The organism is Cutibacterium porci (assembly GCF_009696315.1).
Taxonomy (GTDB): Bacteria; Actinomycetota; Actinomycetes; order Propionibacteriales; family Propionibacteriaceae; genus Cutibacterium; species Cutibacterium porci.
The window spans coordinates 302,500-327,199 of the sequence record NZ_VUMG01000003.1 but is presented as its reverse complement, the minus strand read 5'-3'; the positions used below and the strand labels follow the sequence as shown (position 1 = coordinate 327,199).

21 protein-coding genes and 4 tRNA genes are annotated in these 24,700 nt (G+C 59.7%); 12 read left to right on the top strand and 13 right to left on the bottom strand.

Annotated features, from left to right (window positions below; genetic code table 11):
* The first annotated feature begins 84 nt into the window (after window positions 1-84).
* Window positions 85-984 carry a carbohydrate ABC transporter permease gene (locus tag FYJ43_RS09010; RefSeq protein ID WP_154564038.1) on the top strand — a complete coding sequence of 300 codons (900 nt, stop codon included), beginning with the start codon at window positions 85-87 and terminating at the stop codon, window positions 982-984.
* Window positions 981-1,877, top strand: coding sequence for a carbohydrate ABC transporter permease (locus FYJ43_RS09005; protein ID WP_154564036.1), 897 nt, complete (start codon window positions 981-983; stop codon window positions 1,875-1,877). Before FYJ43_RS09010 ends, FYJ43_RS09005 begins: the two co-directional genes overlap by 4 nt.
* 188 nt (window positions 1,878-2,065) lie before the next feature.
* Here the strand turns inward: FYJ43_RS09005 and FYJ43_RS09000 are convergent.
* From FYJ43_RS09000 to FYJ43_RS08985, 4 genes are all read right to left on the bottom strand, one after another.
* Window positions 2,066-2,139 (bottom strand) — tRNA-Phe (locus tag FYJ43_RS09000).
* Between the two features lie 61 nt (window positions 2,140-2,200).
* Window positions 2,201-2,274 (bottom strand) — tRNA-Asp (locus FYJ43_RS08995).
* A 316-nt stretch (window positions 2,275-2,590) separates the two neighbouring features.
* Window positions 2,591-2,666 (bottom strand) — tRNA-Glu (locus tag FYJ43_RS08990).
* Window positions 2,667-2,825: 159 nt separating this feature from the next.
* Entirely contained in the window at window positions 2,826-4,007 is a 1,182-nt protein-coding gene (locus tag FYJ43_RS08985) for a C40 family peptidase (protein WP_154564034.1), read from the bottom strand.
* A gap of 478 nt (window positions 4,008-4,485) precedes the next feature.
* Here FYJ43_RS08985 and FYJ43_RS08980 point away from each other — a divergent pair.
* Both FYJ43_RS08980 and FYJ43_RS08975 read left to right on the top strand, forming a co-directional pair.
* A tRNA-Lys gene (locus FYJ43_RS08980) sits at window positions 4,486-4,559 on the top strand.
* A 161-nt stretch (window positions 4,560-4,720) separates the two neighbouring features.
* Window positions 4,721-5,500, top strand: a complete 780-nt coding sequence (locus tag FYJ43_RS08975) for an HAD-IIA family hydrolase (RefSeq protein WP_154564032.1) — start codon at window positions 4,721-4,723, stop codon at window positions 5,498-5,500.
* A gap of 55 nt (window positions 5,501-5,555) precedes the next feature.
* Here FYJ43_RS08975 and FYJ43_RS08970 read toward each other — a convergent pair whose 3' ends face one another.
* Window positions 5,556-7,058: a patatin-like phospholipase family protein gene (locus FYJ43_RS08970; protein WP_154564030.1), complete on the bottom strand. Its 1,503-nt coding sequence runs from the start codon at window positions 7,056-7,058 to the stop codon at window positions 5,556-5,558.
* A gap of 28 nt (window positions 7,059-7,086) precedes the next feature.
* A complete protein-coding gene (locus FYJ43_RS08965) occupies window positions 7,087-8,052 on the bottom strand; it encodes an L-lactate dehydrogenase (RefSeq protein WP_154564028.1) in 966 nt (321 codons plus the stop codon).
* Between the two features lie 159 nt (window positions 8,053-8,211).
* On the opposite strand from FYJ43_RS08965, the gene FYJ43_RS08960 reads away from it, so the two are divergent.
* Window positions 8,212-9,147: a cation diffusion facilitator family transporter gene (locus FYJ43_RS08960; protein WP_326833516.1), complete on the top strand. Its 936-nt coding sequence runs from the start codon at window positions 8,212-8,214 to the stop codon at window positions 9,145-9,147.
* Window positions 9,148-9,224: 77 nt separating this feature from the next.
* Window positions 9,225-9,683 carry a deoxycytidylate deaminase gene (locus tag FYJ43_RS08955; protein ID WP_154564026.1) on the top strand — a complete coding sequence of 153 codons (459 nt, stop codon included), beginning with the start codon at window positions 9,225-9,227 and terminating at the stop codon, window positions 9,681-9,683.
* Window positions 9,684-9,751: 68 nt separating this feature from the next.
* Here FYJ43_RS08955 and dhaM read toward each other — a convergent pair whose 3' ends face one another.
* The 4 genes from dhaM to FYJ43_RS08935 all read right to left on the bottom strand — a co-directional run bounded on the left by dhaM (window position 9,752) and on the right by FYJ43_RS08935 (window position 13,183).
* The gene (gene dhaM, locus FYJ43_RS08950; RefSeq protein ID WP_154564024.1) at window positions 9,752-10,177 is read right to left on the bottom strand and encodes a dihydroxyacetone kinase phosphoryl donor subunit DhaM; all 426 of its coding nucleotides are present in this window, start codon (window positions 10,175-10,177) and stop codon (window positions 9,752-9,754) included.
* Complete coding sequence (gene dhaL / locus FYJ43_RS08945) at window positions 10,170-10,826, bottom strand: dihydroxyacetone kinase subunit DhaL (protein ID WP_154564022.1); 657 nt, start codon at window positions 10,824-10,826, stop codon at window positions 10,170-10,172. Before dhaL ends, dhaM begins: the two co-directional genes overlap by 8 nt.
* Window positions 10,814-11,815 carry a dihydroxyacetone kinase subunit DhaK gene (gene dhaK, locus FYJ43_RS08940; RefSeq protein WP_154564020.1) on the bottom strand — a complete coding sequence of 334 codons (1,002 nt, stop codon included), beginning with the start codon at window positions 11,813-11,815 and terminating at the stop codon, window positions 10,814-10,816. The genes dhaL and dhaK overlap by 13 nt, the downstream gene beginning before the upstream one ends.
* 90 nt (window positions 11,816-11,905) lie before the next feature.
* Window positions 11,906-13,183: an MFS transporter gene (locus tag FYJ43_RS08935; RefSeq protein ID WP_154564471.1), complete on the bottom strand. Its 1,278-nt coding sequence runs from the start codon at window positions 13,181-13,183 to the stop codon at window positions 11,906-11,908.
* Window positions 13,184-13,392: 209 nt separating this feature from the next.
* Between FYJ43_RS08935 and FYJ43_RS08930 the strand changes: the two genes are divergently transcribed.
* The 4 genes from FYJ43_RS08930 to FYJ43_RS08915 all read left to right on the top strand — a co-directional run bounded on the left by FYJ43_RS08930 (window position 13,393) and on the right by FYJ43_RS08915 (window position 17,696).
* Entirely contained in the window at window positions 13,393-14,280 is an 888-nt protein-coding gene (locus tag FYJ43_RS08930; RefSeq protein ID WP_154564018.1) for a 1,4-dihydroxy-2-naphthoate polyprenyltransferase, read from the top strand.
* Between the two features lie 134 nt (window positions 14,281-14,414).
* Window positions 14,415-14,717, top strand: coding sequence for a hypothetical protein (locus tag FYJ43_RS08925; protein WP_154564016.1), 303 nt, complete (start codon window positions 14,415-14,417; stop codon window positions 14,715-14,717).
* Window positions 14,711-15,409 (top strand): ABC transporter ATP-binding protein, encoded by a 699-nt coding sequence (locus FYJ43_RS08920; RefSeq protein WP_326833515.1) that lies wholly within the window; start codon window positions 14,711-14,713, stop codon window positions 15,407-15,409. Before FYJ43_RS08925 ends, FYJ43_RS08920 begins: the two co-directional genes overlap by 7 nt.
* 1 nt (window position 15,410) lies before the next feature.
* Complete coding sequence (locus tag FYJ43_RS08915) at window positions 15,411-17,696, top strand: ABC transporter permease family protein (protein ID WP_154564014.1); 2,286 nt, start codon at window positions 15,411-15,413, stop codon at window positions 17,694-17,696.
* Between the two features lie 102 nt (window positions 17,697-17,798).
* Here the strand turns inward: FYJ43_RS08915 and FYJ43_RS08910 are convergent, their stop codons facing one another.
* The 3 genes from FYJ43_RS08910 to FYJ43_RS08900 all read right to left on the bottom strand — a co-directional run bounded on the left by FYJ43_RS08910 (window position 17,799) and on the right by FYJ43_RS08900 (window position 22,203).
* Entirely contained in the window at window positions 17,799-19,586 is a 1,788-nt protein-coding gene (locus FYJ43_RS08910) for an ABC transporter ATP-binding protein (protein WP_154564012.1), read from the bottom strand.
* A gap of 108 nt (window positions 19,587-19,694) precedes the next feature.
* Window positions 19,695-21,446, bottom strand: coding sequence for a TM0106 family RecB-like putative nuclease (locus FYJ43_RS08905; protein WP_326833514.1), 1,752 nt, complete (start codon window positions 21,444-21,446; stop codon window positions 19,695-19,697).
* Between the two features lies 1 nt (window position 21,447).
* Entirely contained in the window at window positions 21,448-22,203 is a 756-nt protein-coding gene (locus FYJ43_RS08900) for a demethylmenaquinone methyltransferase (RefSeq protein WP_326833513.1), read from the bottom strand.
* Window positions 22,204-22,299: 96 nt separating this feature from the next.
* Between FYJ43_RS08900 and ccmA the strand changes: the two genes are divergently transcribed.
* Entirely contained in the window at window positions 22,300-22,953 is a 654-nt protein-coding gene (ccmA, locus tag FYJ43_RS08895) for a heme ABC exporter ATP-binding protein CcmA (RefSeq protein WP_195839946.1), read from the top strand.
* Window positions 22,950-24,671 carry a DUF6297 family protein gene (locus tag FYJ43_RS08890; RefSeq protein WP_154564008.1) on the top strand — a complete coding sequence of 574 codons (1,722 nt, stop codon included), beginning with the start codon at window positions 22,950-22,952 and terminating at the stop codon, window positions 24,669-24,671. The genes ccmA and FYJ43_RS08890 overlap by 4 nt, the downstream gene beginning before the upstream one ends.
* The last annotated feature ends 29 nt before the right edge of the window (window positions 24,672-24,700 follow it).

Here is a 24,700-nt window from a genome sequence, read left to right as displayed (position 1 = left end):
CGTCGCGTGGGTGCACCCGAGGGCGCCACGTGTGTTACAGGGCACTATGTCGTGCCCGTCACCCCAGAATCGGGAGATTACATCATGAAAAGAGTGAGACGCTGGGTTCCGAGCTTTCTCCTCGTCCTGCCGTCGATTATCCTTGTCGGTATTTTTGTCTACGGTTTTATTGGCAAGACAGTATTCGCATCGTTGGCGCGAGTTAAGACCAAATCGGGACGCATTAAGGCTCCCGGCGGCTGGGCTAACTACTCGCAGTTATTAGCCGATGACCGGTATCAGCACGCTATGTGGAACCTGCTTGTGCTGACGGTGGTGTTCGTGGCAGGAACCATGATTTTTGGCCTACTATGGGCGCTCCTGTTAGAAAAGGGTGTCACCGGAGAGGGATTCTTCCGGTCGGTGTTCCTATTCCCGATGGCAGTATCTTTCGTGGCAGCTGGCGTCATCTGGCGCTGGCTACTGTCCCCCGCTAAAGATGGCCAGGCCACTGGACTTAACCAGCTTTTCGTCCATCTCGGGATGCCAGGCTTGCAGTCATCGTGGTATTCGTCAGGGAAATTTAATATGGCGGCGATGGCTATCCCTGCTATTTGGCAGTTGTCGGGCTACATCATGGCTCTTTTCCTAGCCGGGTTCCGCGGTATCTCTGAGGACCAGCGGGAGGCAGCTCGGGTTGATGGTGCGTCGGAGTTTAAGCTCTATTGGAACGTGCTCTTCCCGCAGCTGTCACCAATTGCTCTGAGCGCTCTCATCATTGTTGGACATATGTCAATGAAGATGTTCGACCTCATCTACGCGATTGCTGGGCAGAGCTCCTACACCGCTGAAGTTCCCGCGACACTGATGTGGACTCAAATGTTCCAGCTCAATAACCCGACGTCGGCAGCCGTCAACGCGACGATCCTGCTCGTCATTGTGGCTGTTGTCGTCATCCCGTACCTCGTGTACACCAATCGCACTGAGAAGGGAGGACGCTCATGACGAGCGCAGCGCTTCCCGTTGAGACTCTGACAAGCACCCCCAAACGCCGTCGACGTCGCACTCCGGCCCAAAAGACGATGAGCGCTGTGCGCTATGTCCTGCTGGTGGTCTTTGCCGTGCTGGTATTGACCCCTGCTTATGCCTTGCTCGTGACGAGCTTTAAGACGCCGTCAGGCTATGACCAGGCGACGGCGTGGAAGCTCCCGAGTGTGTGGTCAGTTGGAGGCTGGCAGGCCGCCTGGGAAGCCCTGGCGCCGGCTCTCGGGCGTTCTCTCGTGATGGCTGTGCTGGCTGCCGTTGTCTCGGCGATTCTGGGATCTCTCAACGGCTACGTTTTTGCGAAGTGGAAGTTTCCTGGGTCTCACGTCATCTTTGTGTTGTTCCTATTTGGGATGTTTATTCCCTATCAGGCCATCATGATTCCGCTGTCGGGCATGATGCTGGACATTCAGCAAGGAGCACCGTGGTTTGCTGGGATTCCGACCCTGGTGCTGTGCCACGTTGTCTATGGCATCCCGATTTGCACCTTGATCTTCCGCAACTATTACGCCACCGCGGTGCCCTCGGAGATCATCGAGGCCGCCAGAGTCGACGGTGCCGCCACGATATCGACGTACGCCAAGATCGTTTTGCCAGTATCGGTACCCGGCTTCGTTGTGACCCTCATCTGGCAGTTTACGAGTGCCTGGAATGACTTCCTTTTTGCGTTGTTCCTCACTAACCAGAACAACGGGCCTGTCACCTTTGGCCTCAACGCCCTGGCTTCTGGCCAAAACCCCAATTATCCGCAGATTATGGCTGGCGTACTCATTGCCTGTTTGCCGACTCTTGTGGTGTACATAGCCTTGGGCAAGTACTTTGTTTCTGGTCTTATGAGTGGTTCGGTCAAGTAAGGATTAGGGCCTCGTTGGTACAAGGGGCGTCGGCGTGGTTGTCGGCGCTCCTTAGTCATGCCCACCCACAACAATTTCGTCATGGTTGTTGGCGCCTTAGCTGCGCCATGATCAGATCTCGGGAATTAACGACGTGAGATAGGCGGAATGTTTTTATTGCGCTGAGATGGCGGGACTGTTCCGCAAGGTGGCCGGGACCGGGGTCGAACCGGTGACCTTTCACTTTTCAGGCGAACGCTACTACCAACTGAGCTACCCGGCCATCGTGTCCACGCAAAGGTCTGATGAACACGAAAGCGGTGATGAGTCCATCACCGCTTCAGCGACCCCGATGGGACTTGAACCCACGACCTCCGCCGTGACAGGGCGGCGCGCTAACCAACTGCGCTACGGGGCCTTTGCTCTTTCGAGCTTGACCACTGCCTCAGGCAGCTCGAAAAATATAGCAAGGATCTGGCCCTGAAGGGAAATCGAGATCCGGTGATGGAGTCAAAGTGGCTATGGCTAGGGGTTTTATGTGACCTGGTGGAGCCATCTTGTGGCTATAGTGAGTTCACTATAAGCGAACACTCACATGGGGTTGTGGCTGTGCCGCTGTGCGAGAGTGTGCTGGGTCGGCATAAAGGGGGTAGTGCTCAAAGGGGCATCGTGACCGAGCCGCAGCAGATCTGACCGGCTCAGATATAACCGAGGATCCTGCATTCGATGCAGGCTGGTATCCCGGACGGGATTCGAACCCGCGTTGCCGCCTTGAAAGGGCGGTGTCCTAGGCCTCTGGACGACCGGGACTCGGTGGCTGCCACTCATGGGTGGTAGCCACGTAGCTGGACCATCATATCCAGGTCGTATCGCTGGCGAGAAATCGTGGTGCCAGTGGGTGACGCTGACAGCCCCCAGAATGAGCGCATACCGCTGGTGCAGTATGGCAGACGTCTGGGGGCTGTCGGTTCAGTTCAGTATGGTCGAATCAATGCGAAGTGGGTACATCGAGGAGCGGATAGCGGTGAGTCGCACCCCAGCGCTCGGATTTGCTGCTTCCACGATTTTCCCGTCGCCAACGTAGATAGCGATGTGACCGCCACCTGGCTTGGCAAAAAGGTCCCCAGGCTGAATGTCGTCAAGGGAAATGCGATGGCCGCGCTCGATCTGAGAGCCCGAGTAGTGGGGGAGGTTAATCCCTGCCTGTTGGTAGGCCTTGAGTACTAGGCCAGAGCAGTCGAAGCTGTTCGGGCCTTCGCCTCCCCAGGTGTAGGCCTTACCGACTTGGGCCATTGCATAGCTGACAATGGCGGCTCGAGCGTCGCTAGGGGCCACGGCGGGCTTGGGCGTGGGTTTGGGCGCCGGTGCGGGTGCGGGCGCTGGTGTGGTGGTGTTTAGGTATTGGCTGGAGGCCCAGAGGGTGCGTCCGTGGTAGCTGATTTGGGTCCATCCGGAGGTGGTGCGTCCGGTGGTTGTCAGCGCGGTGCCGCGGCTGACTGAGGTGTAGACGGAGGCGCTCATGGCGGCGGCGGTGCGTAGGTTGAGGTTGGCTGTGGTGTAGACGGTCTTCGTCGCCGCGGGCTTAGGCGTGGGCTTGGGTGCCGGTGCCGGTTTGGCGGCGGCAGTGCTGAGGTAACGGGAACCGACCCAACGGTGAACTCCGTTGTACACGACCTCAGTAAATCCCTGCGAGGAACGGCCAGTTAGGCCGACCTTTTCGCCGGGAGAGAGCATTCCCACCTTGGCGGCTTGCATAGAGTGTCCTGCTCGAACATTGACGTACGTCGTTGCCTGAGCAAAGCCGACGGGAGAACTGGACGCAGAAGGGCTGGACGAAGCTGGGCGCCAGGCGACTGACGACAGGTAGTGGTGGTCGATGTAGGCGGTGTGGCCACGGTAGGAGACCGGAACCCAACCACCGACAGGTACGCCAGTCTGATTGAGCTGCTGGTCCCTCTGGAGTACCCCCAAGATTTTCCCGTGCGTGCCTGCCTGGGACCTAATGTTAACGGCGGTGCGTGCCGACACCCGGGCCTTGACTGCAGTGTTTGAGGCGTGAGCCTGAGGGGCGAAAAACTGACTGCCGCCGATTGCGAGACCAGCGGTGGCCAGGGTTGCGACCCCGGCGCGGAGCGGGCGCACTACACCCATGGGACTGACTCCTTCCGGCGTGTGGACCCGCCTCGGTATGAGGTGCTCCTGGCTCTTCCCCGGATCCGTCCACCGACCCAACCAGGAACGCCTCGCGTGATATGGGCAATTCAAGTTGTCAAAACCGGTTTCGTCCACCTGCTCGGCACAGTTTTTTCGTCGCTTGCAAGACGACACGCCGAGCAATGGCTGAGAATCTCAAAGATGTTATTTGGGGACTTATGAACGGTGTTCGGCGTCCTCTAATCGGCACTGACTAGGGGAAATACTGATTTCGGCAGCGATGATTCTCGCGATAGGGGTCGTGACGACGGCGAGTCTAAAATTTTCATGGCAACTCTAAAGTACGGGTTGACGCTTATGAGTAGGTATCGCTTCGCCGTTCAGCCACCGCTCGCAGGTGTCGTCGTCCGAGGTCAGAATCGCCCGATTTTCGGGCCGCTTCGCGCGCAGCCGCAACCCTCGCTACACTAGGGGGGCCCCCGTAGCTCAGCTGGTTAGAGCAGCGGACTTTTAATCCGCGGGTCCTGGGTTCGAGTCCCAGTGGGGGCACTTTCTGTCAGGCCCCGTCCGTCATGGACATAGTGGGCTGCCATATGGAATAGACGCCACAGCATCGACATTGTGCCGCGCACGTGGCATTCAGGTGCACAGGGGTTCCGTTTAGTGCGCATCGTTCTTGTAGATGCTCGCCTCTCGATAGGCTTAGTGCCATGAGAGATCCCGCAGACATCGAGTGCTGGCTGACCGACATGGACGGTGTGCTCGTCCACGAGAACCATGAGGTGCCTGGCGCCAGCGATCTCATTAATCGTTGGGTTGACACCTCGAAGCGCTTCCTGGTGCTGACCAACAACTCAATCTTTACCCCGCGTGACTTAGCTGCCCGGATGCAGGCTTCGGGCCTGACGGTGCCCGAGGACAACATCTGGACCTCTGCTCTAGCTACCGCGCATTTTCTGGCCGACCAGCAGCCTGGCGCGCGCCTATACGTGATCGGTGAAGCTGGCTTGACGACGGCTTTACATGAGGCTGGGTTTATCCTCACTGACACTAACCCCGACTACGTCGTCCTTGGAGAGACTCGTACCTACTCCTTCGAGGCCATTACCCGAGCCGTCCGATTCATCGTCGACGGCGCTAGGTTTATCTGCACCAATCCCGACGCGACTGGCCCCAGCAAGGAGGGGCCGCTGCCTGCTACGGGTGCCGTCGCCGCGATGATCGAGGCTGCTTCGAAACACAAGCCGTACATCGTCGGAAAACCGAATCCGATGATGTTCCGCTCGGCGTTGAACCGCATCGAAGCCCATTCCGAGACCACCGCCATGATCGGTGATCGAATGGATACCGACATGGTTGCTGGGATGGAAGCCGGATTGCTGACCGTTCTGGTGCTGTCGGGCATTACCAAGCGCGAGGACGTCGAACAGTACCCGTACCGTCCCAACATCATCCTTGATTCGGTGGCCGATCTTAACGAGCTCATCTGAGGCAGCTACGAGACGACTCGCCGTCGTGGGGACGGCCACCATGGCTTGATGGCTATCAGATTTGCCAGGGGATGACGACATCTTCGGGTGCCTGCGGATGGCCGTGCCTTTCCAGGACCCGTCCCCATGTCTCGACTCCGTCAGGAGCTAGATCCCGCGGCAGCCGAGCTGCGACGTCGCGCAGATGATCCTTGACGTGCTGCATCTCGTCCATCTCGTCGCGAGAGGCTTTCTCTTTCAGCCACGCCTGTTCGAGTTCCCAGCCGCGCACCCGAGTACGTACCGCATCCTTGACGAGCTCGTGGTCGTCGAGGCTTGACGTGACGTGCTTCTCTGCCGAACACATCCAGCCGTAATCGCGGTTGATGCGCAGTAGGCCAGGATCGACCGTCATGGAGTCGTGTACAGAGATTTCAGGCCCGATGACGATGGCACCTGCGTTGAGAGCGTAGGCCACCTCGTCACGTTCGGTCTCGTCGGTCAGAATCGACACCGACCTCATCACTAGGTCGAGCATGTTGCGAGAGCCGAAATCAGACTCTCGTGCGGCTCCTTGTGGCGAACACGTGACGACGTACGGGTTTGTGACGCCAAGGTGCCCGATGGCCATTTCAGCGGGCACATTTTCCCGCAGGCCACCGTCGACGTAATGCTCGCCGTCGAGGTCAACGGGGCGGAACACACCGGGGATGGAACACGAGGCGAGCACCCCGCGAGAGACATCGAAGGTTGAGGAGCCGATCGGGTTGTTGTCCCGGTCGACGAGCACGCCTGCCTCCGTCATGTATCGCAACTCTCCGGATTCCAAGGCGACCGTGGCAATGCGTACCGACATTCCTGAGGTTGCCAGCATCTCGGATTTGAAGAAGTCGCGATCGAGCAGTTTTGCCAAAATAGGTCCCGCGCGATACGTCGACGCCGAGGTCTCGGCTCCCCGCACGATCGTCGAAATATCGCCACCGTCGAGGCTCAATCGGGATAGGGCTGACAGTAGCTGCAGCACAACGCCGGGCGTCCAGGAATCAGTGGCAATGGGGTCGTCACGAGTAGCGATTTCTAGGGTCCACGCCTGACCAGCTAGACGGTCGTCGTCTCGGCCAGCAACGGGTTCTGCGGGATCCGGAATCTTCGTTTGGTTGGGGCCGCGATGGAATGGCAAGCTCATCCAGGGGCGCTGGCTCTTGGCTTTCGCGGCTTCCCGGTTAAGCAACGCCATCCATTCTGGGCCTTTGTCAAGCAACCGTGAAAACCATGCCCGCGGGGTGAACATGTCGGACTTGTCAGTCATGTCGAGCCACATGGTCTCTAGCTGACGCAGTGCAGCCGATTGTTTGGCTGGATCAGTCCATTGGGACAGTACGCAGGCCACAATTGATCCTGCTGACGTGGCCACCATCGACGTGGGTGCAATTCCGACGACGTCATAAAGGTGTCGAAGCGCCCCCATCTGGAAGGAGGCCCTCGACCCACCCCCGGCTAGGACGAGACCTTGCCTGGGGGCTCGGCTCCCTAATCCAAATGCGAGGGTAGGGATGCCGAGCCATGAGGGAAGTTCCATAACTCGATCCTACGGGTCCCGCGAATGCTCAGGATGCCGCCTCGACGGTCTCCTGAATGGCTGCGATGGTGGCGGCCAGGTGCTTTTGTTCCCAGGCGTCCAGTGGCACCTCGAGGATGCGTTCGACGCCCTTCGCGCCGATCACGCACGGCACGCCTAAGGACACGTCACCGTGGTGACCGTACTGGCCGTGCAATGTTGTACAAACCGGGTACACGGCATGTTCATTCAGGAGGATAGAACGCGCAATAGTGATCGCTGATTGGCCGATGCCAGCGCTCGTCCAGCCCTTCAGATTGAATACGGCAGTGCCAGCATCGTTGATGCGCCTGGTCAGCTCATCGCGGTCCATCGGATCGGCGTCGAAGAGCTCAGCTAAGCCGTCGAAACCGACACCGCCAACATTGACTCCCGAAAACATTGGGAATCCAGACGGGCCGTGCTCACCAATCATGTAGCCACGTACATAGTCGGGGTCAACACCGAGATGGTCAGCAATAACTCGGCACATTCTGGCTGAATCGAGGATCGTTCCAGTACCGAGTATCAGGCCTTGTGGGTGGTCGAACTCGGTGCTGGCGATGTGAACCAAGGCGTCGAGGGGGTTAGAGCAGATGATGATGGCTGCCTCGTGGTTGTGGCTGGTGATCTGCGCCATGGTGGAGCGGATGATCTTGCCGTTGGTGGCAGCTAGCTCACGCCGCGCCGCACTGGTGGCTGGGCCGTTGGACGCGTTGATAGATGGCCCGGCAGTCATAATGATGACGTCGGCGTCAGACAGGTCGTCGTAGTCGCCGGCATATACGGCGACATTGGCGACGTTAGGTAGTGCGGTGGCGTGATGCTGGTCGAGGGCTTGTCCAGCAGCCATCTTCTCGTTGACGTCAATGACGCAAATCTCACCGAAAAGACCGCTCATCATGGCGTCGGTGAGCACGGCGTCACCGACCCGACCGACCCCGATAATCCCGAGCTTGTGTGGCTTAATGGGCATGAAAACCTCCTATAGTCGTCTACTTGCTTACATACCCATCATTCACCCGGCACGTTTCACTTTCGCGACACCCCGACGTGACTTCGACGAGCTCGTCGACCCGGCAGAGCTGGACTCTCCCGTTTGGGGAGCACAGGCCTGCCTGGGACAATGCTTTGAGTGACGACGATTCCAGACATTCCCGCGGCTCCCTCGCGGCACCAGCCGCCAGAAGACCTCAGTCGGTTTGCATGGCTGTCGATCGCAGCGGCTACCGCAACGATCGTGCTCAAGACTCTCGCCTGGCGTATTACCGGATCGGTCGGATTGCTGTCGGATGCCGCTGAATCCCTCGTCAACCTGGTCGCAGCCGTCATCGCCCTGATCGCCCTCAAAGTGTCGATCCGTCCGCCAGACAAAAATCATCATTTTGGTCATTCCAAGGCTGAGTATTTTTCAGCTGGAGCCGAGGGCATGATGATCTTCATCGCGGCTGCAGTCATCATTTACACTGCGGTTCAGCGATTCCTCTACCCACAACCCATTGAGGACGTCGGCGTCGGCCTCCTCGTCTCGGTGCTGGCCTCGGTTGTCAACGGGTCGGTTGCGTGGGTGTTGCTCCGGAATGGTCGTCGGCGTCGATCAATGACCCTTATTGCCGACGGCAAACACCTCCTCACCGACGTGTGGACCTCCGTCGGCGTCCTAGTAGGAGTCGGATTGGTCTGGCTGAGCGGGTGGCAGCGCCTCGATCCGATCGTCGCCTTCGCGGTCGGGGTCAATATCCTCGTCACCGGGGCGAAACTCGTCGGACAATCGGGTACTGCTTTGCTTGACGTCTCGTTACCCAAGGAAGACAATGCGGCTATTCGGGATTTCCTCGATGCCCACTCCAACGACCACATCACATTCCACGCGGTGCGCACCCGAGAGGCTGGGTACCGACGGTTTCTGGAGTTCCATATGCTCGTTCCGGGCTCCTGGACGGTCAAGGAAGGCCACGACGCCATGGAAGACCTCATTGATGAGATTTTGAAGGAATGGCCTGAAATGAGGGTGAGTGGCCATCTGGAACCCATCGAGGACCCGCGGTCGTATGAGGATTTGGACGTCTGAGCCGGGTTAAGGTCGGACATAGTGATTCAGCCATTACGGCGTCTGGCAGGCGTGAAGACGAACGAAAGGAGTCCGAGATGGCCGAGGTGAAGGGCACCGTTGTCACTGTGCCCGATTGGGACGAATACTTCCTAGGCATAGCTGAGGCCGTCTCGGCGCGAGCCAAATGCACACGTCGTCGGGTGGGGGCGTTGCTCGTCCACGAACACCGCATCATCGCTACCGGGTACAACGGTGCTGCGCCCGGCCGCCCGGACTGCCTTGAGGGAGCGTGCCCCCGTGGGCGGTTAGGCTATGGCGAGGTGCCAGCATTCTCTGATTACGACGTGCCGGGGTCCCCTGGATTTTGCATAGCCATTCATGCCGAGGTGAACGCCTTGCTCTTTGCCACCCGAGATACTGCTGGTTCTACCGCATATGTCACCGATAAGCCGTGTGCTGGCTGCCGCAAGGCGCTGGCAGCAGCTGGCGTTGTTCGGGCTGTCTGGCCTGACGGTGAGCTGGGTGAAGACGACCTGGTCAACTGGCAGCTGTGACGGCGTCGCGGACTCAACTCGCGCCATGGTGTCTGGATGGGCCAGGCACCATAGCGCGTTTACGAGGTTCAGTCGTTGGAGAGCTGGGTGATTTTTGGATCCAGAGCTTTCTCTGCTTCAGCAGCGACGACCTCTAACTCCGCTCCCGTGGATGCCATGACAGCGGCTACGACAGCTCCCTCCACCAGCGGAGCAGTGGAGATCTTCACCTTGCTAGCGATATCGGCATCAAGGAAGTCCAGCGCCATTTCTGCCGACAGGATGGCTGATCCGAGATCGACGAGGACGAGGATTCCGTCACAGGCGCTCACTTTTTCGATCGCCGCGCTCACCGCAGTGGCGTCGGTACCCAATGTGGTGTCGTCAAGGCCGGCGGCAACCTCGATGGGTGGAGTGTCCGGACCAGGCAGCATCTGTGATGCGAGGTCGGCTGCAGCCCGACCCAGCGGTCGGCTGTGGGAGACGATGACGATTCCTACCCCTTGGTCACTCATGACTAGCTCCTGACAGGGAGTGTGCGACCGACACCACAAGTAGGGCCATCGAGGTGGCTCCTGGGTCCTGGTGTCCTTTGCTTCGCTCTCCAAGGTACGACGCCCGGCCCCGACGGGCCACCATGTCGATAGTCGCATCGCGGCCTTTGTTAGCGGCTTCGGCGGCCTTCGTCAGGGCCTCGGCGGCAGAACCACCATTAGCTGCAACCTTCTTCGCAGCGTCAACGGCGGGGGACAGGGCGTCAACTAGAGTCTTGTCACCGACCTCAGCCTTGCCACGGGCCACGATGCCAGCCAAGCCAGCGTCGAGGGCATCAGCGAGCAATTGAGCAGTGGGCTCGCCGTCGGTCTTGATAACCGTCGATAGCCGCAAAAAGAAGGTGCCATAAAGAGGGCCCGATGCACCACCGACGGTGCTGACGAGCGTCATCCCCGCCTTTTTAAGCAGCTCAGCGGCAGAGGTGAAAGACGCGGGGTCAAGAGCGGCGACTGCGGTCATCCCGCGAGCCATATTTGAGCCGTGGTCAGCATCGCCGATCTGTCGATCCAAGTCAGTGAGTTCATTCGCGTGTTCCGAAATGGCCGCCGAGTAGTCCTTGAGCCACTCGGAAACACTCGCGGCAGAAATGTTAGACATCAGCATCCCCATCGAAGTCCAGGAGTCTCCACCGGGGCATCCCACAACGTGAGGAGATCGTCGTCAGCGGAGAGCAAGGTCAATGAACATCCTGCCATCTCCAAACTCGTAATGTGATTGCCGACCAAGGTGCGGGCAACCGTGACGCCCTTGCCTGCCAGAATCTTGGCGATTTCTCCCCATACCAGGTACTGCTCGATGAGAGGCGTACCGCCCATGCCGTTAAGCATGGCGATAACTGGGCTTGCAGTGAAATCACGGTCAGCCAGAATAGGCTCAACGATCTGGGAGGCGACGTCGGCGGCGGTGCCCAATGTGGTGGTTTCGCGACCGGGCTCGCCATGGATGCCGACGCCCAATTCCATCTCGTTGTCACTGAGGTCGAAAGTGGGCTTTCCCGCAGCTGGGACGGTGCAGGACGTCAGTGCCACGCCAAAGGAACGACCGCCTTCATTGATGCGCTGTGCGAGGGCGAGCAGGGCGTCGAGATCGCGCTTTTCCTCGGCTGCTGCACCAAGGATTTTCTCGGCAAGCACCGTCAAACCGACTCCGCGACGCCCGGCGGTGTACAGAGAGTCTTGGACGGCAACATCGTCAGCGATAACGACGGACTCGACGCGGGTGCCTGCCTCCATTGAGGCCATTTCGGCAGCCATGTCAAAGTTCATGACATCGCCGGTGTAATTCTTGACGATGTGGAGAACACCGGCGCCACCGTCGACGGCCTTGGTTGCCTCGGTGATCTGGTCGGGGACGGGAGAGGTGAAGACCTCACCGCAGCAGGCGGCGTCGAGCATGCCGCGTCCGACGTAGCCCGAGTGCAGCGGCTCGTGGCCCGAACCGCCACCAGAGACTAATCCAACCTTTCCGTCCACCGGTCCGCTGGCGCGCAGCACGATGCGATGGTCAAGATCGACTTTCAGGGAGTCAGGGTGAGCGGCTGCAACACCGCGCAGAGAATCAACGACGACATCCTCAACAGCGTTGATGAGTTTCTTCATGCCACTAGTGAACCATCTTGACCCCAATTGTCCAGAGGGGGCCGACCAAATGGGGCACGGTATTCGTCCGCTAGTGCACAACTGCCTCATTCACTTCGTTTGTTGGACGTAGTCGATAGTCACCTTGCCACGTACCTGCCTCAACCATGGTGCCCGCTTGGACGGATCGAACACGATCCGAATGCGGTCGTTGTGCATAATAACGGCGGTAATAACCACGAAGGTAATGCCCAGGCTGATGGCCCCCCAGGCGACCGTAGCGCGGGGACCGATAGCGTTGCCTATCCACCCGACGATCGGGGAGACAAACGGGGTGCCGCCCATGACCAGAGTGGCCCACAGGCTCATCACCCGGCCACGCATCTGCGGTGTGACCGAGGTCTGCACCATGGCGTTTGCTGTGATGAGGGTTGAAATGGCTCCCCACCCGACGAAGATCTTGAGGATAGCGAAGGTGCCGTAGTTAGGTGCGAGTGCCGACAGGCCCATGCTGATGCTGTAGACCAGCAAGGCGAGTTCAACCCAGCGCAGCCGCGGTTTGCGTCGAGCTGCTCCCAGCGCGGCAGCCATCGACCCGATGCCCATGAGAGAACCGAGGAGGCCGTATTCTCCGGATCCTTTTCCGAAAGCCTGGGTTGCCATGACGGCGTCGGAAATGTTGAAGTTGAATCCGAAAGTGCCCATCATGAATCCGATTGTCAGCAAAATGACAAGATCCGGACGCCGCTTGACGTAGCGAATGCCGTCGCGAACTCGGGCTTTCTCGCGTGCTGGCGGGGACGTGTAAAGGCGGTCGGCCTTGATGAGCAGCAGGGTGGAGATGAATCCAATAAAGCAGAAGACGTTAATAGCCATGACCCAGCCGACGCCGACTGCTGCAATGAGCAAGCCGCCGAGGCCTGGGCCCAGCAACCGGGCACCATTAAAGGATGCCGAGTTGAGGCTCACTGCGTTGGGAAGGTTCTTCAGCGGTACCAGCTCAGAAACGAAGGCCTGGGTGGCCGGGCTGTAGAAGGCGCCGGCGACGCCATCCATGGCCGAGATGACGAAAACCATCCACAGTTGCACCGTCCCGGTGAGAACCAGGGTGGAAAGAATCGCTGCATCAATAGCCATGACGATCTGCGCCGTCACCATGATGCGACGCTTGGAGATTCGGTCGGCCAGAGCACCAGCCCACGGCGTGACGAGGAGGATCGGTGCGAAGTTGACAGCCATCACCCAGCCGAGCATCGCGGCATTGCCGTGAGTGAGGATGATGAGCACGAGCCATGACTGGGCGGTGCGGGCCATCCACTGACCCATATTCGCCATCAGGGTGCCTGAGAAGTAGATCCGATAGTTCGGAACGGTCAGGCTGGCGAACATGGTTCTCACGGTGAGATCTCCTGGCAAAACTCGGGCGGGCGTAAAGGGTATTTATGATTATCTATCGTTTTCGTGGCTTGTGCAGATGTGGGGTTGGATGTGCAGCGGCGATATGGTCGCCAGTGGTGTGTGTTCCGAAAAGATCTTCGGTCTGGCGTTCATCTGACGCACACACGTCGCGTCTCTATCACTGATTCAGGGAGTTGTCCATGGCCACAGCAGCCGAATGGCTCGAAGGGGCTCGTCCTCGCACCCTTCCTACTGCGATTTCGCCGGTGTTGGCAGGTACCGCGATCGCTATCTCTGACGGTGGTGCACGCTGGGGGCTAGCCGTACTGTGCCTAGTGGTGGCTTTGGGGCTCGTTATTGGGGTGAATTTCGCCAATGACTATTCTGACGGGATTCGCGGCTCGGACGGTGAGGATCGAGTTGGTCCACTGCGGTTAGTTGGGTCCGGGGTGGCTGAGCCCTCCCGCGTCAAGGCGGCGGCCTTTGGGTGTTTCGGTGTCTCGGCGGTGGCCGGTCTCGTCATCACCATCATCACCGGACACTGGTGGTTCATCATCGTCGGGCTGGCCTGCATCCTCGCGGCCTGGTTCTACACCGGGGGACCTCATCCTTACGGATATGCCGGGCTGGGGGAGGTTTTCGTCTTCGTCTTCTTCGGGCTGGTGGCCGTCGGTGGCACGGTGTACGTCCAGACCGATCACGTCGGTGCTGCCGGGTGGGTGACAGCTAGCCTCATCGGGTTCCTGGCGTGCGCGGTGCTGGTGGCCAACAATCTGCGTGACATCGACGGGGACCGCATCAGTGGCAAGCGCACTCTGGAGACTCGGCTGGGAGCCCAAGCGACGAGGGTGCTGTACCTGGTGCTGGTGTTTCTGGCCTGCGTCGGTGTCATCCTCGCCGCAGGGATGCAGACGTGGTGGTTTCTTTTGGGGCTGGGGGCGGTCATATTTCTGGCACCAACTGTGCGGGCCATGATTGATCGAGTTACCGGGATGTCCCTTGTCCCTGTACTGCGTAATACCGGGTTGGCCGAGTTATTGTGCGCCGTGGGATTTCTGGCGGGGGCGACGCTGGATAAGCTGTTGTGACCCACTCTTGACAGGCCGTCTTAGGGTGGGTTAACCTAAGTATCACGCGCCGCAGAGCAGCGGGCGATCAAGAATAGAGGTTTTAGCCATGTCCGTTAATAGGAAAATAGTTGGGGGGGGTCGTGGCGGCGTGTATGGGTGCCACTGTTTTGGCGGCAGCGCCGGCGCCGTCGAAGGCTGCGTTGGAAATGTATGCCGACTCGAATTTCCATGGTCTCATTGCGAAACAGACTAAGGTAGGTTACTATAACTTTAACAAAAATCAGAATGATTCTCTCAGTTCTGTAAAAAATCAGACTCCTTATGGTGCCGCATTTTGGTATGATGTAAACCAGAAGGGGCATTGCTGGGATTATAAGCCGTGGACGAATGATTCGTCGTTCTGGTGGAAAGATCATGATGAAGCCTCATCCTATGGATTGGGTCATCGGTGCTGACATCGCAACGACAAGGCCTTGAGGGGATGGCTCACCCCCTCAAGGCCAGTGATGTCCATGTTTCCTATGTTAAGGGTGACGAGGTACTCAAAGGTGTTGATCTTGTGCTGCACACCGGTGAGCTGATACTCGTTCGCGGAGTGAGTGGTTCCGGAAAGACAACCCTGCTCAATGTGCTCTCTGGGCTCCTGTCTCCATTGCGCGGGGCGGTGTGCATCAACGGAGTGGACATCACGAAAATCTCAGAATCACGACGGGACGCCATTCGTCTTCATGAAATGGGGATGGTTTTTCAGCATCATGGGCTCGTCCCCGATTTTACGTCCCGTGAGAATATTGAGCTTGTCCTGCGGGCGCGTGAAATTAAAAATTCTGCGGCCATTGCCATGGATGCTCTCAAAGAGGTGGGGGTCGCTGAATTGGCAGATCGACGTCCTGCTGAGATGTCTGGGGGTCAGGCTCAGCGGGTGGGGATCGCCCGTGCGATTGCTGGCGGTCATCGAATCGTGCTCGCCGATGAACCGACTGGCCAGCTCGACCGGGCCAATACTGACATGATCTTCAAGGTCTTGCGTCACATCGTCACCGACGGTGCTGATCGTGCAGTCCTGCTGTCCTCCCATGATCCGCGAGCCTGCGACTATGTCGACCGGGTTCTCGACATGGAGGACGGGGTTCTCGAGGAGGTATGAGATGTGGGTCGTCCACGTCACCCGGCTCGTCGTGTCGAACTGGCGGACGTGGCTTCGCGTCATTCCGCTGGCTCTGGTCGTTGTAGCTCTGACTGTCTCCAGCGGCATCACCAATGCTCGGCAACTGTCCGATGAACAGAAGAACATCGCGAGCTACGGCTCCACCAGCGGTCTCTTCTCGCTGCAGGAAGACGTGCCTCCAGGTACCCCCGTACCGATACCTCGTAATAACACGTTGCAGGCATCGGCGCCCTTTCCCCAGCTCTACAGCAATATCAACCTTGTACAGTACGATGACGTCGCCTACCAAGAGATGCCCATGGCCGGTTCGGCCACGCAAGGTCGCTATCGGCTGACCTCGGGTCGCTGGCCGGCGAAGGCCGGGGAGGTTCTGGCCACCAGTACTCTTGGCGCTGATGATGGATCGCGGTTGTCTGCCAAGGCAGGTGATCTCCACCTCACGGTCACCGGCCATGTCGAAGCCGTCTACGATCGGGCTGCGACCTTGGTTCTTGCGGCTCCAGGCACATGGCAGTCATGGCGGATTTCCCGCGATGACGCTGGACGTGCCGGTATCAGGGGCAATGGGCAAATTGGGTTCATCTCCCAGGAGCCCGGTGACGTATGCAGTCTCCTCGCCGAGACCCTGAAGCTTGCAGGTGACTGCGATACCACACAGACCCGTTCTGCCAGCGAAGCTCACGGGCTGACGCCGAAGGCATTCGTGGATCAGAACCTGGCATGGCTGGTGTTTGGCCTGCTGGGGGCAGTCGTGTCCGGCGCGGCACTGACGGCCCTACTCAGACGCATCGCATCCCCCCTTCTGGCTATCGGGGTACGCCGTCGATCGGTATCGGCCATGAGTAAGACGGTGGCCCTCCTCGTTGCAGAAACCGTCTCGCTGATGTCTGTGGCCCTGGGCCAGGCGGTGGTCGCTGCGGCGCGGTGGTACATGGCCCCCAGGGCTTCTGCTCCGTTGGGGCCTTGGCGATTCCCCACGGTCCCGTTGGTGATGGCATTGGTCATCGGGGTACTTCCTGCGGCCATGGTGAACATGGTTCCCTCCCGTCGTAAGACCGTGAAGCGGCGAGGGATCAACATGAACACGGCTCGTCGGCTGGGGTGGGCGGCTCTGGTACTGGGCTGCGCAGTGTGCCTGTGGGGTCTCCTGGGGGCTGACGCAACCTTCACCGCGGTCGCTGTGGTCGCTGGGATGTGTGCAGTGGCCGGTGGTTTGGGGGCACCCTTCGTGCTCTCTCGTCTGGTCCGGACACATCGCCCCGTAGGCCGGGCTCTTGCTGCTCATCGAGCTCTTTCCAGCCGGGGCGGGTGGCATTGCGTCTTCGCAGGTGTGGCGGCGGGTCTGGTCACCGCAACCGCTACCGGGCTTCTCATCGTTTCAGCGTTGTTCTCCCAGGCCAACGCGCAGACGAGCACCGGTATGCCCCCGGGGATGGCCTTGCTCCATGTCTCGATGGAGGGTGTGCCCGCCCTGGAGTCGGCTCAGGTCAAGCAGTTTTCCGATGCCCTGGAAGGCGCCAAAAACATCACCGTCCACCAGGTCGATGACGCCAACATCAGCGGATCATGGTGGTATTTCTCCAAGGTTGACGATGTTGCGGTCGTCACAAAGCTTGACGACGCCCAACGTGACGTCCTTGTATCAGGCGGGTACTTGACCAATGATCCCTCCAGGGCCGACCCGGCACACACCGTCGGGCTGACGGATGATCTGAGCTGGGTCAAGCGCATCTCCGTGCGTCCGAAAGCAGGAATACCACGAAGCGCTGGATCGGCGATTCTGTTCACAGGGCTGACCCCCGATCAGGACCGACTGACCAACGAGTGGGCGCAGGCGCACGGGTTGGGGGAATTTTATGTCATGGCCCCCCGAATCCTCGGTGATGTCCCGCTGCCAACGATCACCATTGTCGCAACCGTCACCTTCATCGTGTTGTCGGCCATCATGGCTGGTCTGTTGGCGAAGGAGGAGAGGGCCGCCAACAGTGATCTGGTGACCAGCCTCAAACGCATCGGGTTGGGCAGGCGTTGGGTGGACCAGGTCATCCTTGTGGAGGTGGCCACCACAATGCTGGCCGCTCTGACGTGCGGGGTGATCTCCTCGGTTGTCGCGGTGTGGCTCACGGGCAGGATCCTGTCGGGAGCCCTGGACCTGCTTGGGGCCGCGTGGTGGGTCTTCGGTGCGTTGGCCGCCGGGATGTTCGGTGGATCCTTGCTGGGGGCCGCCATCCATCGCCGTTACCACTTCGACATGAGAGCTACCTGATCCACGACCCCGTGACACCGCTGCGGCCCGGCCCAAAACGCGTCGGGACGATTCGCCGTTCGTGACGCGGCTGCGTCGGTGCCATCGTCGGCGCGGTCCTCATTACAGTTTGATGCCGAATCGCTCCAGCCTCTTGCGGTCGGCCTTCGAGCTGGATGCCTGCAGGGCCAACAACTCGGCGTAGATACCTCCGGAGGCGGCCAGCTCGGCCGGGGCGCCGATCTCGTCGACGCGACCGGCGTCCAGGGTGACGATCCGGTCGACGCTGGAGATCGTCGAGAGGCGGTGGGCGATGATGAGGCTGGTGCGGTCGGCCATGAGGGATTCCAGACCGGCCTGCACCCACCGCTCGGACTTGGTGTCCAGGGCTGAGGTGGCCTCGTCGAGAACGAGGATCGGGGCGTCCTTGAGCAGGGCCCTGGCAATCGAGATGCGCTGCTTCTGGCCACCGGAGAGCTTGATACCGCGCTCCCCGACGAGGGTGTCGTACTGCTGGGAGAATCGCTGAATGAAGCGGTCAGCGTAGGCGCGGTGGGCTGCGTCGCGGATTTGCTCGTCGGTGGCCTCAGTGCCGTAGGCGATGTTCTCCCGGATTGATCCGGAGAAGAGGGCTGGGTCTTGAAAGACCACGCCGATACGGCGTCGCAGGGCGTCGGGGGCAACCTGGGCGATGTCGTTGCCGGCCACCATGATTTTGCCTTCGGTGACCGGGTACAGGCCCAGCAGCAGGTTCACGAGGGTGGACTTTCCACCGCCAGATTCGCCCACGAGAGCAACTTTTTCACCAGGGTTGACGTCGAAACATACCTGGTCGATCACCCGATTGACGCCGTCGTAGCTAAAGACAGTGTTGTCGAAGGAGATCATGGGGACCCCCGGCTCTGGCTCGCGGATAGTCGTCGTGGCGGTCTCGGGTACGTGGATTGGACGGGTTTCCATCACCGAGAAGTAGTCCTTCGACCCGGCAACCGCGCGCTGGGCGACGTCAATGATGTAACTCATCATTTGCACCGGCTGGCGGGCCATCGTCATGAGCTGGATGAGGAGGATCATGTCCCCGACGCTGAAGTACCCCTTCGCAGTACGCACGAAAATGATGGCGTAGATTCCAAAGAAAATGACGTTGAGGACGACTCGACGCGCGGTGTCCATGACGTGCCAGTGATTTGACTGTTGGCGGGTCGCAGTGACGGTGGCGTCGTAGTGGTCGTTGAACTGCTGTTGTTCACTGGCCTCAGTAACGTACGATTTGACGACCCGGATTTGCGAAACGACCTCTTGGAAACGCCCGCCAGCCGTGTCGATGTGGTGGTTGATGACGTCCTGGTGAGTCTGCCAATTGCGTGACGTCAGCGCTGTCAGCCAGACGTAAATCGGAAAGACAATCGCTAACAGGAGCGCCAGCGGCCAGTAATAGATTGCAGAGATCACTAGTACTGCCACCGTCGTCAATAGCAGTGTGAAGAAGTTATTTGAGAAGGCTTTGGCGAAGTCGGTGACATTGGTAATTGAGCGAGTGAGTTTCGAGGTAATTGAGCCGGTGAGCTCGTCGTCAAACCACGATTGTGGCAGCTCTAGAAGCTTACTGAAGTAGCGTGTCGACAAAATCTGGCGCATTTTCGCGCTCATGATGTCGCCCAGCCAGCCATTGACGTTGGTTAGTACGGAGTTGACGACGTCAAGGCCCAGAATGACGACCGCCAACATCATGATGTCGCGGATGTGGTGGTCGTTGCTGCGCACTCCCGCGACAGCTAGGTCAGTGGCCCGCGCGATGACAAAAGGCACCGTCAATTGAGTGAGGGCAACAACAACGGCAGAGACGACGACCCCGAGGTAGAACTTCCAAAGCTGAGAGGTAAACCGAAGGATTCGTGTCAAGGAAGGCATGGGACTCCAGACGGCCAGATACGATAGTGCGGGACGTGTCAACAAAAGGGTACCGCTGTGAGACCCTGGTTCGTCAACCGCCGAGAGCTGACCGAGAGTAACGCGCTGTTAGGCGGCAGACGTGCTGGAGTACTGATCGCGCAGCCAATGGCGCACCGCCAATGTGGCTCGCACATCATCCTCGTTGTATTCCAGCACTCGAGTCCTGGATGCCTCCCGAACTGTTGGATCCGGGTCGTGGACGGCGAGATTCCACCACGTCTGCGAGTTCAGTCCGCCTGGATCTGGGTCACGCCATGAAAATCCCGCCCCCGCAGTCGCGACAACTTTGAGTCCAATTCCGTTGACTCCAAAAAAATGAGCCCTAATCGTGGTGAAAAGGTCAACAAAACATCCCGAGTCAAGGAGACGTTGAACGGCTGAACTATCGTCTTCGAAAACTCGGCCAAAATGTCGTAGATGGACGATCTCATAGTCAGAATAGTGAACGACGATCGTCTCTGGGTGGGCAGCAATGACGCTGTCTAGCCACTGAATTGCGCGGGAAGCAAGCCGGTGCTCGGCTGCGTCATCCATGTCGGAAAAATCGCTAAAGGATACGTAATATGGATCGGCGTCCGTCGTCGAATCGAGCAGGCGCTCAGGATCGCTCACTTCAAACCCCCACAAATAGACGCGGCCATCAGGGGACGTCTCGATATCGAAGTCAATTTCTAGACGCGATGCCGGAACGTCAATCGGGTCATCGTCGTTGCGCTCCAACAACACACCCTCGCGGATGAGCCGAGCCCGCCTAGCTGCAGCTCGCAACCGTTGCTCCGGGCGGGGGCGGTGCTGCACCTCAGGTAGGTAGACCGGCAACAAGTCATCGAGGTTCGCGTCGGCAAGATCGTCAACCGTCGCCACCCCGAGACGACGCAGAGTTGAGATTTCCCGGACGTCCAGCGGAGCCTTCGAGATGCGCAAAGACAGGTCATCGTCGTCAAGACGCGGCTCGCAGACGGCCCACCACTGACACGACTCGCACTCCGGTACCACGATCGGAGCGACCATCGGCTCGCCCCCGGCGAGGGCATGCTCAGCTACTGAGACCCGGAAAGTCTGCTCGTGGTCGTAGCGGTCAAGTACGCTGCGGCGACGCCATCCCGAAGCAGCCGACCGCGAGAACGTACGGATGAACTTGTGGTCGAGGTCTAGCCACGAGACTGCCAGAGCGTCATCCAAGACGCCGAGCTCGTCATGACCGACGAGCCCGACGAGACGACGATGGTTCGGGCACTGATCTGGTGTAGCAACCAGACCAAGGTCGTCGAGCAAGCGCCAATGATGGGCAGCCTGGATCAAGGCCCGCTCCCGACTGGGGCGAAACGTCTGGTCGAGCGACATCGTGGCATGACGAGGATCCGGATCATCGAGCGGAGAAACCCACGTAAACTCGGCCAACGTGTGGTGGCTCTCTAACACGAGGTAATCCTTCACAATGACTGGTAAATACCCCGGGCCTCCATCAGCACGGGTGCCAGCCAGGATGAGAGCATCGGGAGAACCAGAACGGTGTCCGTGAGGAGACGACGGCAGCTCTGGGCAGACGATAACGGGAGCCCCAGCATCTGTGGCCCGATGAGTCGCGGCTCGACGACTAGCCGAACTAGCCCTGGAACGTACATCCACCGCACTGGGGATAGCCGCAAAGGCGTCACAAACCGCCGTCACATGAGCCTGCGCGCCCGAAAAGAGCTCGTCGTCTCGGGGATGACCGACAGGTTCGGACAGGTGCGGGTCGAAGGCATTCTGGGTCTTGACCGGGCAACTGCGAGCTGCCCAGGCGTCAAGGAGAATAGGGGAGGAAGGGCCTCTCACCTCAGGCCATCTCCTTCATACCAGTGGAATCGTTGCGACGGTGGCTACCAGCGTCGGCATTGCCCTTCCAGCCACGATGGAGAGCAACCACCCCGCCACAAATATTGCGCCACGCCACAGCCTGCCAACCAGCCTCGGCCATCATGTCAGCCAAGTGGGTCTGATCCGGCCAGGCAAGGATCGACTCAGCCAGGTAGTCATATGCCTGTCGGTTCGACGATGCCAACCGCGCCATAGCTGGAATCGCAGCCAGTAGATACTTGGTGTATATATGACGGAAAGGCGCCCATGTCGGGTACGAGAACTCGCAAATAACGACGCGACCGCCCGGCTTAGTGACGCGCAGCATCTCGCGCAGTGCCAGGTGAGGATCCTCGACGTTGCGCAGGCCGTACGAGATCGTCACCGCGTCAAAAGAATTGTCGGCATATGGCAAACACGTGGCGTCCCCGGCCACGAAATGAAGGTGAGGCTGACGCTGTTTGCCTACCGCCAGCATCCCGGTGGAAATATCGGTCGGATAAACCTGCGCCCCCTGTGCCGCGAAAGTAGCTGACGACGTGCCAGTTCCGGCCGCCAAATCGAGAATGGTCTGGCCAGGTTCCGGTTCCACTGCTTCAACGACGAGATCGCGCCACGTGTCAACCGCCCCCAGCGTCATAATCTGGTTCATAAGGTCATAGCGCTTCGCCACTGCGTCGAACATTGATGCGACATCGGTGTGGTGCTTGTCCAGGGTGGCTCGGGTTGTCAACACGTGTTTATTGTAAGGGGGAGACGACTCCCCCTTAACCCCCTCGAGCGGGTACTTGTGGTTGGCGGTGGTTGAGGTAGGTCTTGCCCGTGCGCGAGAATGGCCAGCATGGCATCTCGCTCTACCGTCCTCGTCGCCAAGGACATTTCGAAGTCTTACGGCGACCGAACTATCGTCGATCACCTCTCCCTTACCGTTCACGAAGGGGAAGCCGTCGCTCTCACTGGCCGCAACGGTGCCGGTAAGTCGACGGTACTGAGAATGCTGGTGGGAGCCGATCGCCCCAGCTCGGGAACGATCGAGGTGCTCGGTAAGAAGGTGTCCGAGACGAACCCAGAGTTTCGTCGCAACGTTGCCACGGTCATTGACGACCTCGACTTTTTCCCTGATCTGTCAGTAGTGGAGCACCTCGATTTACTTGCTCGCGCTCACGGCCTCGTTGACGCCGACGCTCTCGTCGACGAGGTGCTTGAAGAGGTTCAGCTTGTTCCGCAGTCCGGACAGCTGCCTGGCACCCTCTCCTCAGGCCAGCGGCGCCGACTGGGCCTGGCAACCGCCCTCGTTCGCCCCCGCAAGCTTCTTGTCCTCGACGAGCCCGAAGCTCGCCTTGACGTTGAAGGTGTTGCCTGGCTTGGTAAGAGGCTGCGCGAGGAGATGAATCACGGCCTGGCGATCGTGATGGCCAGCCATGAACCGGCCCTCGTCAAAACCCTTGGTGCTCGAACCGTCGAATTGGGAGGCCCGCGCGGATGAGTCGGCGCAATAGTAAGCATTCCAAGCCCCGCCCCAAGGCATCCCAGCCCGAACCGCACATCGCCGAGAGTCAGACCCTCCCCGACCCTGAGCTCGTTATTTCCCACCGCCCCGACGACTTCTTCGGCGGTCAGGCTGACGAGCGTCAGCTTTCCCTCCTGATGGGCGACTGGCGCAAAGGCCGTACCACTCGCAACATTCGGCAGGCTATCGGCGACGCATACGTACTCGTGTTCTCGTTAGTCGTCGTCCTCGCCATGATTATCAGCCTCATCGTGCAGGCCCAGGGGCAGGCCTCAGGCTGCACCTCGACGGGATGCCAAACGGCGCGCGGTTTGCTGCCGTGGGCAGCATTGTGCGGAGTGCTGGCCTTCGCCCTAGCCGCTGCCCGAGTCTTCGGACCGGTACTCGCGTCGGCAGCCGAAGGATTCTGGCTCATGGATGCCCCCATCGACCGGGCCAAGTTCCTCGCCAAGCGCCTGCGCGCTGCAGTGCTTGTGTCGGTGCTCGGTGGTGCCGTTCTAGGAGCTTTGGTGGCCGCCCTCACCGGAGCCGCTGGGAAGGCCGTCGTCGCCTGGACCCTAGCGACTGCCCTGGGCGCTGGCGGGGTCGTCTCCTTTGCGGCTGCCGAGCAGGGGGCCGAACGGGCGTGGCCAGTGAAAGCCGTCGAGGCCTTGGCTGGATTGGCTGGTTTAGCGGTGCTGCTGGGAGTCATCTCGACGGCGTCTGGGTGGTATGCGGTACCGATGAGCGATACCAACCTAACAGCTGCGGTAGCTGTCGCTGGAGCGATACTGCTCGTCGTCACCGTCCTGCTGGCACGGCTGCGCCTCAATCGGATCCGACGCGCCCGTCTCATGGCCGGTGGCTCACTGGCATCCGGTATGCAAGGAGCTGCCTTCGCCCTTGACTTTGCTCTCATCCGAGACATCCTTCAGGAACGCGAGGCCATCGAGCGTGGCCACGTCCGTCCCACTCGCGGACGGGGCGAGGGCTTGAGGGCCCTGGTGTGGCGTGATGTACAGCGTGTTATGCGGTCTCCGAAGCCGCTGTTTGCCCTCATCGTGACGGCTGTGGTGCCTTACGCCGTCTCGGCCTTGGGATTCGGCGCCCTGACGGTCCCGGTGTCGGCCCTGGTCCTCGTAGCGGCATTAGTGCCCTTCTTTACCAGCCTGCGAGTGCTCACTCGCAGCAAGGGGTTAGTGCGCTGCTTGCCCTTTACGACGAGCCAAGTCATTTCAGCGGCGTCAGTGGTGCCAGCTGTGGCTGCAGTGGTGTGGGCAATTGCCGTCATCCCAGCCTTTCACGGCATCGGTTCTGCGACGTCACGGCCATGGGACCGAGCCATCATGTACGGCTTGGTGACGGCTGCCGGTGGCCTTGCCGGTGCCATTCGATGGGTAAGCGCGAAACCGGCCGATTACTCGTCACCGATGGTGGCAACCCAGGCGGGCGCAATGCCCCCAGGGCTGATGTTCAACCTCATCCGCGGGTTCGACATGGTCGCTGTTATCACCATTCCGGTGGTGCTGGGATGGTCGCCCTGGGTGTCGGTATTTATCGCCGTGGTGGTGTTCGGATTCCTGCGCATGGGGGGTATGAACCAGCAGGACCTCGCCGAAATGCGTGAGGAATCACAGCGTCAACTCGCTGAAGCTCGTCAGGAAGCCCGCGGCGGCAAGGTAGAAAAGAAAGTGATTGAGCGCAAGCGGAGGTGAGCATAAGCGGGGATTGAATCATCCCCACT